Annotated in this window: 7 protein-coding genes; 2 read left to right on the top strand and 5 right to left on the bottom strand. The window is 73.7% G+C overall.

The window, feature by feature from the left end; translation table 11 throughout:
* Together CWIS_RS10395 and CWIS_RS10390 are read left to right on the top strand one after the other, a co-directional pair.
* On the top strand, positions 1–3160 hold a 3160-nt coding region (locus CWIS_RS10395; protein WP_231583773.1), incomplete at its 5' end, for a S8 family serine peptidase.
* Positions 3161–3604: 444 nt separating this feature from the next.
* Positions 3605–4135: a hypothetical protein gene (locus CWIS_RS10390; protein ID WP_048343220.1), complete on the top strand. Its 531-nt coding sequence runs from the start codon at positions 3605–3607 to the stop codon at positions 4133–4135.
* Between the two features lie 137 nt (positions 4136–4272).
* On the opposite strand, the gene CWIS_RS10385 is transcribed toward CWIS_RS10390, so the two are convergent.
* From CWIS_RS10385 to CWIS_RS18900, 5 genes are all read right to left on the bottom strand, one after another.
* A complete protein-coding gene (locus CWIS_RS10385) occupies positions 4273–5238 on the bottom strand; it encodes a 5'-3' exonuclease (protein ID WP_048343219.1) in 966 nt (321 codons plus the stop codon).
* An 89-nt stretch (positions 5239–5327) separates the two neighbouring features.
* The gene (locus CWIS_RS10380) at positions 5328–5978 is read right to left on the bottom strand and encodes a hypothetical protein (RefSeq protein ID WP_048343218.1); all 651 of its coding nucleotides are present in this window, start codon (positions 5976–5978) and stop codon (positions 5328–5330) included.
* Between the two features lie 276 nt (positions 5979–6254).
* Positions 6255–7676, bottom strand: coding sequence for a hypothetical protein (locus CWIS_RS10375; protein ID WP_048343217.1), 1422 nt, complete (start codon positions 7674–7676; stop codon positions 6255–6257).
* A gap of 157 nt (positions 7677–7833) precedes the next feature.
* A complete protein-coding gene (locus CWIS_RS10370; RefSeq protein ID WP_231583771.1) occupies positions 7834–8595 on the bottom strand; it encodes an RNA polymerase sigma factor in 762 nt (253 codons plus the stop codon).
* A gap of 123 nt (positions 8596–8718) precedes the next feature.
* Positions 8719–9620, bottom strand: a 902-nt coding sequence (locus CWIS_RS18900) for a chromosome partitioning protein (protein ID WP_048343216.1), incomplete at its 5' end; no start/stop codon positions are given.

Here is a 9620-nt window from a genome sequence, read left to right as displayed (position 1 = left end):
CGGCTACGACTTCGCCGGGCCGCTGTACGACGCGAGCCTCGACGAGCCAGGCTCCACGGACGTCCCGACGCCCGACGCGAACCCCATCGACTCGCTGTCGACGTCCCCCAACTCGGGCCACGGCACGCACGTCGCCGGCTCGGCCGCCGGGTACGGCGTGACGGAGAGCGGCACCACGTTCACCGGCGGGTACGACGACCTCACGGACGTCTCCGACTGGCAGATCGGCCCCGGCTCGGCGCCGGGCGCGACGGTCTGGGCGTTCAAGGTCTTCGGCGACATCGGCGGCTCGACGAACCTCACGAGCCTCGCCCTGGACCGCGCCGCGGACCCGAACGGCGACGGCGACCTGTCCGACCACGTCGACGTCGTCAACATGTCGCTCGGCTCGGACGGCTCCCCGGCCGACGACCCGGACAACCTGCTCGTCGACGAGCTGACCAAGCTCGGCGTCGTCGTCGCGGTGGCCTCCGGCAACGCGGGCGACATCACCGACGTCGGCGGCGCACCCGGCAACGCCGCGAGCTCGCTCACGGTCGCCAACTCGGTCGGCGCCCCCGTGCTCGACGCGGCGCGCGTCATCGAGGCGGACGCCGCGGCGCTGCGCGGCCAGACGTTCGCCGGCCAGAACTCGATCGCGTACTCGGGCGGCGCCGACGTGACCGCGCCCGTCGTGTTCCTGGGTGCCAAGTTCGACGGCTGCACGCCGTTCACGCCCGAGCAGGCCGCGGCCGTCGCCGGCCGGATCGTGTACCTGTGGTGGGACGAGACGCCCGCGCGCGTGTGCGGCTCGGTCGCCCGGTTCACGAACGCCTCGAACGCTGGCGCAGCCGGTGTGGTGCTGCCGACCGACGTCGACGTGTTCTCCGCCGGCATCTCGGGCAACGCCGCGATCCCTGGCATCCAGCTCACGAAGTCCTCGACCGAGGCGCTCATGAGCGAGATCGAGGCCGGCTCCCTGCGGCTGCAGATCGGTCCGAGCCTCGCGATGCGCGGCACGCAGGCCGGGGCGGGCGACCTGCTCAACTCGGGCTCGTCGCGCGGTGTGCACGGGTCGCTCGGCATCGTGAAGCCCGACGTGGCCGCGCCCGGGACGGGCATCCTGTCGGCCGCGTCCGGCGGCGGTGCTGCCGGGCACGTGCTCTCGGGCACGTCGATGGCGACCCCGCACGTGGCCGGCATCGCCGCGCTCGTCCGGGCGGCGCACCCGGGCTGGACGGCCCAGCAGGTCAAGGCGGCCGTCATGAACACCGCGACGCACGACGTGACCACCGAGGCCGACGGCGCGGGCATCGCCTACGGCCCCGAGCGCGTCGGCTCCGGCCGTGTGGACGCGCTCGCCGCGGTCGAGACGGACGTCATCGCGTACGCCTCGCAGCACGAGGAGCTCACGTCGGTCGCGTTCGGCGTCGTCGACGTGGCGGACCAGGTCGTGACGAAGAAGGCCACGGTCACCGTGCGCAACTTCGGCTCGTCGGCCCGCACGTACGACACGGCGTTCGTCGCGGCGTCCACCGCCGGCGGCGCGGGCATCACGGTCTCGCCGTCGCAGGTCACCGTCCCGGCCGGCCGGGCGTCCACGCTCACGCTGACCCTCACGGTCGACCCGGCGACGCTCGAGCGGGAGATCGACCCGACGCAGGAGCTCGCGCAGTTCGGGCTCCCGCGCGAGTACGTCACCACGCTCTCGGGTCGCGTCGTGCTGACCTCGACGTCCGACGACCAGGAGCTGCGCGTGCCCGTCCAGGCGGCGCCGCGCCTCGTCGCCGACCTCAAGGCGTCGAACGTCGCGTTCTCGGGCACGGCCACGACCGCGGGCCTCGCGCTCACCGGTCGCGGTGTCGACGCGGGCGGCTGGACGTCGCTCACGTCGCCGCTGATCCTGGCGGCCACGAGCCCCCGGCTCGAGGCCGACGCCTCGCTGACCACGTCCGCGTCCGCGATCGCCTCGGGCGACCTGCGGTACGTCGGCTGGTCGTCGAACGCGCCGTACGTCGACGCGCTCGAGGAAGACCCGGAGTGGGCCACGCTCAACATCGGCATCGCGACAGACGGCGACTGGGCCTCCATCGGCACCGGGGTCATCCCGGTCATCGACATCGACGTGGACAACGACGGCGAGGCCGACCTCCAGTCGATCATCACGAAGATCGACCCCGAGGTGGACCTCACGGTCGTCCAGACGTTCGACCTGCACGCCGACCCGTCCGACGACGCGATCGACACGCAGCTCGTCAACGGCGTCATCGGCATGGACGGCGGCCTGTTCGACAGCAACGTGCTGGTCGCGCCGATCGGCCTCGTGGCCACGGGCATCGAGAAGGGCGACACCCCGACGGTCTCGGTGTGGACGTACTCCGACTACGCGCGCGACTCCGTCGTCGACGAGGTCACGCCGTTCACGGTCGACCCGTACGACCCGTCGTTCTGGTTCGAGACGGACCCGGGCCTGCTCGTCCCGGCGATCGGCGAGGTCGGCACGATCCCCGTGCACCGCTCGGCGACCGCGAAGTCGGGCAAGCTGCTCGTCCTGCAGCACCACAACACCGGCACGTCGCGGGCGCAGGTCGTGGACGTCACCGTCCCGGTCCCGACGAAGACGACGACGAAGCTCGCCGTCTCGGGTGGCACCTCGTACGGCCAGAAGGCCACGCTCACCGCGACGGTCTCCCCCGCCGCGGCCGGGCGCGTGACCTTCTACGACGGCACGAAGTCGCTCGGATCCGTCACGGTGTCCGCGGGCAAGGCCACCAAGGCCGTCGCCCTGGGCGTCGGGACGCACCAGCTCAAGGCGGTCTTCGTGCCGACGAGCTCGGCGTACGTCGGGTCGACGTCGGCCGTCGTGAAGCTCACGGTCGCGAAGTCCACGACGACGACGAGCGTCTCGCTGTCGAAGTGGACCGCGAAGAAGGGCAGCACGGTCAAGGCCACCGTCACCGTCAAGGGCGCGACCGCTGCTCCCTCCGGGAAGGTGACCATCAAGGAGGGCAGCAAGACGATCGCGTCGGGGACCCTCACGGTCAGCGGCACGACCGGCAAGGCCACGATCACGCTGCCGACCTCGCTGGCGGTCGGGAAGCACACCCTGACCGTCGGCTACGCGGGCACGGCCGGGACCTCGGCCTCGTCGAAGACCGTGACCTTCACGGTCACGCGCTGACGACCCCTGTCCGTCGCTGACGCGGCGGATCACGCACACCGACGGGGTGTCGTGGCGGCCCCACCGCCACGGCACCCCGTCCGCATCCCACCCCGCCCCTCCCGGCACCCACGACCCAGCGACTGCTCAGGCCAACGCGCACCCAACCCGGAACAGTCGCTGCCTCGCGCCAGCACCCACCAGCGACCCAGCACTCACTCAGGCCAACGCGCACCGAGCCCGGAACAGTCGCTGGCTCGCGCCAGCACCCACCAGCGACCCAGCGGTTGCTCAGGCCAACGCGCGTCGAGACCGGAGCGGTCGCTGGTTCGTGACCGGGCAGGCCGGCGGAGCAGGTGGAGGTGGTGCGGTGGACGGGGTGAGGGTGGGGTGGGGTGGGGTGGGGTTGCACCCATCAGGGCGATTCGTCTCATGTCCCGGGCGGGACGTGCCGATGGTGCGGGCATGACGACGTTCGAGGACCTCGACATCGGCGAGGCGTTCGGTGACTTCGGCGACGCGGGCACCGAACCCTTCCGACGTTCCCGCGCGTGGGGGCTGGTGGCCTCGCTGATCGCGCTCGTGCTCGTCGCGCTGGGCCTGGTGTGGCTGAACGCCGCACGCGACGCCCCCACCGCGGCGGCCTCGCCGGAGAGCATCGTGCCCGCGCTCGGAGCCGCGCAGACGGCCGCCGACACGCTCACGGGCGCCGACCTCGACTCGCTCACCGTGCTCTCGTCGAGCACGCGCCTGCTCGGGACGTCCGAGTGGGGCAGCCACTACGCCGCGCTCAACGAGTCCGGCGCGGTCTGCCTCGTCACGGTCCTCGACGGTCAGCTCCCCGCCCAGGCCTGCGGCGGTCCGAACGCGCACCTCTCGCTGACGACGACCGACCTCGACGGTCGCGACGTCGTCCTCCTGACCGCGCAGGACGCCGCCCCGACCTCGGGGGACGGCTGGCACCGCCTGGCGGACCACCTCTGGACCCGCCCCTGACCGACCCGGTCCCCCAGCCCAGCGACCCCGCGGTTGCTCCGGCCTCCGGGTCCCGGAGCCGGAGCACTCGCTGGCTCGTCGGCGTTGCGCGTCGGCGTTGCTCGGCGGGGCTGCTGGGCGGGATGCTCGGCTGAGGATTACGGGGTGAGGGCGGTGACCAGGCGGGTGATCGGGGACGACAGGCCCCAGCGCTCCGCCAGCGCGACGAGCGCGTCGGGGTCCGCGGGCGTCGTCGGAAGACGGTCGTCGACCGCCGCGACGGGAGCGTCCGCCGCGACGCGCACGACCGTCGGCGCGACGTCCAGGTAGTCGGCGGCCTCGGTGAGCCGGCGCAGCTGCGTCGGCGTGAGGCCCTTGTCGCCCGCGTCGCGCGCGGCGAGCACGCCGGCGAGCGAGCCGTACCGGCGGATCAGCGCGGCGGCCGTCTTCTCGCCGATCCCCACGACGCCGGGCAGCCCGTCGCTCGGGTCGCCGCGCAGCGCCGCCATGTCCGCGTACGCGGCCCCCGACGGCACGTCGTACCGCTCCTGCAGCCGCGCGAGGTCCACGACCTCGAGGTCCTTGATGCCCTTGACGGTGTACAGGACCCGCACGCGCGCGTCGTCGTCGACGAGCTGGAACAGGTCGCGGTCGCCTGTGATCACGTCGACCGGGTCGCGCTCGTCGGCGGGCCGCGCGGCCTCGCGGGCGACGAGAGTGCCGATCACGTCGTCGGCCTCGAACCCGGGCGCCCCGAGCCGCGGGATGCCGAGGGCGGCCAGGACCTCGGCGATCACCGGGACCTGGGGTGCGAGCGTGTCCGGGACCTCCTCGACGCTCGTCGTCGTCCCGCCGGGCGCGGGGACCTCCGCCACCACCCGGTGCGCCTTGTACGACGGGATCGCCGCGACCCGGAACGCGGGCCGCCAGTCGTCGTCCCAGCACGCGACGAGCCGCGTGGGGTGCCGGTCGGTGACGAGCCGCGTGATCATGTCGAGCAGCCCGCGCACCGCGTTCACGGGTGAGCCGTCCGGTGCACGCCCCACGGACTCGGGCACCCCGAAGTACGCGCGGAAGTACAGGGACGCCGTGTCGAGGAGCAGCAGCCTGCCGTCACCAGCCATGGTCCACACCGTAGGGCCGCGGCCGACGAGACGCCCCCGCCGACGCCGCCCCGGATCGACTCGCGTCCCGCCGGTCAGCCGGTGAGCTGTCAGCCGGCGGCGGGCGGCGCGGGTGGCGGCGCGGCCGACGCGGTCGGGGTCGAGGCAGGGGCGGGCTGGGGCTTGGGCGGCTTCGGGGGCAGACCCAGACGCTCGCGGAACAGCTGACGCTGCACGTACCAGCCGCTGCCGGCCACAGCGAGCCACACGACGAGCATGACGGTCTGCTGCCAGCCGTCGTCGGGCTCCGCGAGGAACCCGAGCGCCGAGGGCCACAGCAGCGCGGCGCCGGACAGGATCACGCTCGCGCCACCCAGCGCCGTGAACCACAGCAGGGCCCGCCGCGCGTACTTCTCCGCGAGCAGCGCCGAGGTGTACGCGGTCGTCAGCACGAGGACGACGCCGAGCAGCGCGCTCGTGCCCGGGTCGCTGAGCGCGGACCACAGCTTCGCCCCGATCACGGCGCCCGTCGCGAGCCCGACCACGAACGTCGCGAACCGGAACACGAGCGAGACGATCATCCAGACGAGCACGCCGGACCCGAGCCCGACCCACAGCTGCGTCCAGGAGTCCGCGCCGAAGGCCTCGGCGACCAGGAACCCGAGCGCGAACCCCGCCGCGACCAGCGCCAGGTTCACCGACCGGATCCCGTAGAAGCACAGCAGCAGACCGACGACCAGCACCACCAGCGCCGTGGTCACGGTGGCCTCCCTCCGACGAGCGCCACGCTAGCGCGCACACCGCCGCGCAGCGCGTCGACCGAGCACTGGGCCAGACAACCGAGCACTGGGCCCAGACCACCGAGCGGTCGGCCGGACGACCGTGCCGCCGTCCGGCGAACCGAGCGGCCGGCGACAGCGCAGCGACAGAGCAGCGCCCCGGGACGACGAAAGGCCGACCGACGCCCCTCCGCGTCGGCCGACCTCGCGTCCATGCCCGTCCCGGGGAGTGACGTCACCCGGTTCAGGCGCCCGAGCTCAGCTCGAGAGATCCAGCTGGTCCTCGACCACGGCGATGACGCTCCACGAGCCGCCCGTGCTGTCGGTCAGCTCGTAGGCCGGGATGAGCGCTGCGGCGCCGTTGTCGAGGTACTGCAGCGCGACGCCGAGGCGCGCACCGGTGATGGTCACGTCCTGGACGGGCCACGCGATCGGGTCGCCCGCGTGCAGGGTGGGCGGCACGCCCGGCTCCTCGGGAGCGACCGCGGTGTCCGACGAGTCCGACTCGAGGGCGTCCACGCCCTGCAGGGCACCGCGCGCGTTCGCGGCCATCGGCCACACGCCGCTCGAGAAGCTCGAGAACCGCGGGTCGTTGAGCCGCTCGACCGCGTCGGCGGGGCTCACCACGTCGTAGTCGCCCAGCGCGACGAGCGGCGCGAGCGGGCCGTAGGCCGACTGCAGGCCGTCGGCCATGACGAGGAACGTCCACGTCACGTTCGCGGACTGGCCGTCGACGACGAGCGTCGCGGTCACGTTGGTGCTCGCCTGCGAGTCGCTGCTCGTGTCGAACGTGAACGCGTCCGTGTCGAGGCCGAGCTCGGTGAGCGTGTCCTTGGCGGTCGCGATCGCCGACGACTTCGAGGGCGGGTCACCCGCGCAGTCCGCTGCGGGCGAGGTCTCGTCGCCGAGCACGATGTCGACACCGTCGCCGGAGGCCGACCCTGCCTCGTCGTCCTTGAGGCCGTCGTCCTTGGACTGGTTGGGCTCGTCGGGGGCCGAGAGCGTCTCGCACGACCACGGGTCACGCGTCGGGTCGTAGAACGACAGGCTCGCCTGACCGTCGGGCGACAGGCTCACGTTCGGGCCCGAGCCGTCGAGCGTGCCGATCGACAGGCCGTACTCGCGGGTCACGTCGCCGGTCACACCGAAGACGTCGGCCGCGCGCTGCAGCGTCGCCTCGGAGTAGACGCTCGCGGCGTCGAAGCCCCACGCGGCCTGCGAGCCGCCGTCGTCGGACAGGCCCTTCGCGTGGAACACCTGGCGCCCGCCGAACCCGATCATCGTCCGGGCAGCGTCGCTCGACATCATGCCGGCGCCGCCGGCGACCTCGGCCGCCGGGGCACCCGTGTCGCGGGCGCCCTCGCTGCTGCCGAGCGAGATCGGGGGTGCGACCGACGAGCCGTTGCCGTCCGCGCCGATCGCGTACCCACCCGTGCCGACGACCGCCACGGCGGCGACCGCTGCGGCGGCCTGCAGCCAGCGCGTCCGGCGTCGGCGGGACCGGGCCGCGGCGAGCTCGTCGGTCGGGAGCTGCACTCCCGTGGTCGCGGCGAGCGTCGCGTGCAGGCGCTCGGTGTCGAGCACCGCGTGCGCTGCGGGGTCAGCCGCCGCGACGCGCGCCAAGGCGTCGTCGACGAGCTGGGGATCGACGTCGCGGTCGTCCGGCTTCTGGGTGTTCACCGGTCCTCCTGAGGCTTCGGGCGTACGGGGGTGTGCTGCCGAGCGCCGGGGAGCGCCCTTCCACCCCCTTCGTGTCGGGGTGGGTGCCGGTCTTGCAGGGCGTAGCCCGACGGGCTCAGTCCGACGGGCTCAGTCCGACGAGCTCAGTCCGACGAGCTCAGTCCGACGCACCGGCCCACGCGGTCGCGAGGCGGGCCCGGGCGCGGCTCAGCGCGGCGTCCGCTCCCCCACGGCCCACTCCGAGCACGTCCGCGAGCGCCTGTCCCGTCAGACCTTCCCAGGCGTTGAGCAGCACGATCTGCCGGTCGCGCGGGCTCAGCGCGCCCAGAGCGAGCCGGACCCGCTCGTCGTTCACGGCCCGCAGCGCGGGGTCGTCCTCGTCGACGATCTCGGGCAGGTGCTCGACCGGGATCGGCCGGCCCTTGCGGCGGTGGTTGGCGAGCACGAAGCCCGCGGTCCGGTAGAGCCACGGCAGCTCGGCGCCCTCGGGGACGTCGTCGCGGCGGCGCCACGCGATCGTCAGCACGTCGGCGGTGAGGTCCTCGGCGTCCTGGCCGGCGCGGCGCACGAGGTAGCGGTGCACGTCGCGCTCGTGCGCGCGCACGAGCGCGGTGAACCACGGCGCGTCACGCGGTCCGGTGCGCGGCACCCGGTCACCGGTGCCGTCACCCGGCAGCACGTCGTCGTCGCCCTCAGCGGTCCCGCGCTCGTCGGAGCCAGTCTCGTCGGAGTTCAGCTCGTCGGAGCCAGTCTCGTCGGCGTTCAGCTCGTCGCCGCCGGGCCCCCCAGTGTCCGGCTCGTCGGACGGGTCCGCAGCGCGATCGTTCGTGCCGGGCTGGTCCGCGGCGGGCTCGTCCGACGCAGGTCCGACCCGCTCCAGCTGGTCGATCGCGTCCTCGGGCGGCTCGTTGCGCGGCACCACTGGTTCCCCGTCTCGTCGTGACCGTCGACGGGCGCGCGACAGCGCACCCTGCACCCCTCTGTGTCCCCGCACCACATGTTCTTGCACGTGACCCGGAAGCTCTCGAGAGACGTGCGCGGCCTACAGCCCGTCGGCGACGATCGCGGTCGCCCGCAGCCACGCGTCGCGCGTCGCGGGACGCAGGGACTCGTAGTCGATGGGCCCGCCCGGGACGAGCGACGGGTCGTGCGGTACCTCGACGACGGCGCGCGTGAGCGCCCCGAAGTGGCTGCGCAGACGCTTGCGCAGGTCCTTGTCGATCTTGCGGTCCGGTGCCGACAGGATCGTCACGGCGCGGCGCACGGCGTCGTCGTTCCCCGTGGCGCGCAGCGCGTCGAGCGCCCACGCCGCGGACTGCGCGGTGTCCTCGCGGATCGTCGAGACGATCACGACCTGGTCGGCGGCCGAGACCGCGGCCTGCCAGTTCGACGCGCGCATGTTGTTGCCCGTGTCGATGACGATCACGCGGTAGAAGCGCGAGAGCACCTGGTGGAGGGCACCGAAGGCCTCGGCGTCCATCGACGCGGCCGACGCGGCGTTCTCGTCGGACGCCAGGACGTCGAACTGCTCGTCGGTCTGCGTGCGCACGTAGCCGTCGAGGTCGCCCACTCGGACCGTGGCGGCGCCGCCCAGCGACGGCAGCGCCTGCAGCAGGTCGACCGCGGTGTGCTGGTGCTCGGTGTGGGCCGAGCGCCAGCCGAGCGTGCCGCGCGTCTCGTTGTTGTCCCACGCGAGGGTGTACCCGCCGCGCTGCAGCCCGAACGTCGCGGCGAGCAGCATGGTCGCGGTGGTCTTGTGCGCGCCGCCCTTGGGGTTGAGCACGACGACCGTGCGCGGCCCGTCGAACGTGCGGCGCACCGCGGCGGTCTGCACGCGGCGCTGCCGCTCGGCGCGGCCGGGGCCGGGCTTGATCGCGCCGAACGTGACCTTGCGCAGCCCGCCGCGCCAGCCGTGCTCGGCGGGTCCGGCGGAGGCCGGGTGAC

Origin of the sequence: Cellulomonas sp. A375-1 (assembly GCF_001040865.1) — a bacterium.
Lineage (GTDB): Bacteria > Actinomycetota > Actinomycetes > Actinomycetales > Cellulomonadaceae > Cellulomonas > Cellulomonas gelida.
This window is presented reverse-complemented; position numbering and strand designations above follow the sequence as displayed.

Excerpts from the sequence above, each read along its gene's own strand:
- CWIS_RS10385 (WP_048343219.1), bottom strand. The coding sequence starts at position 5,238 with ATGGCTGGTGACGGCAGGCTGCTGCTCCTCGACACGGCGTCCCTGTAC.
- CWIS_RS10390 (WP_048343220.1), top strand. The coding sequence starts at position 3,605 with ATGACGACGTTCGAGGACCTCGACATCGGCGAGGCGTTCGGTGACTTC.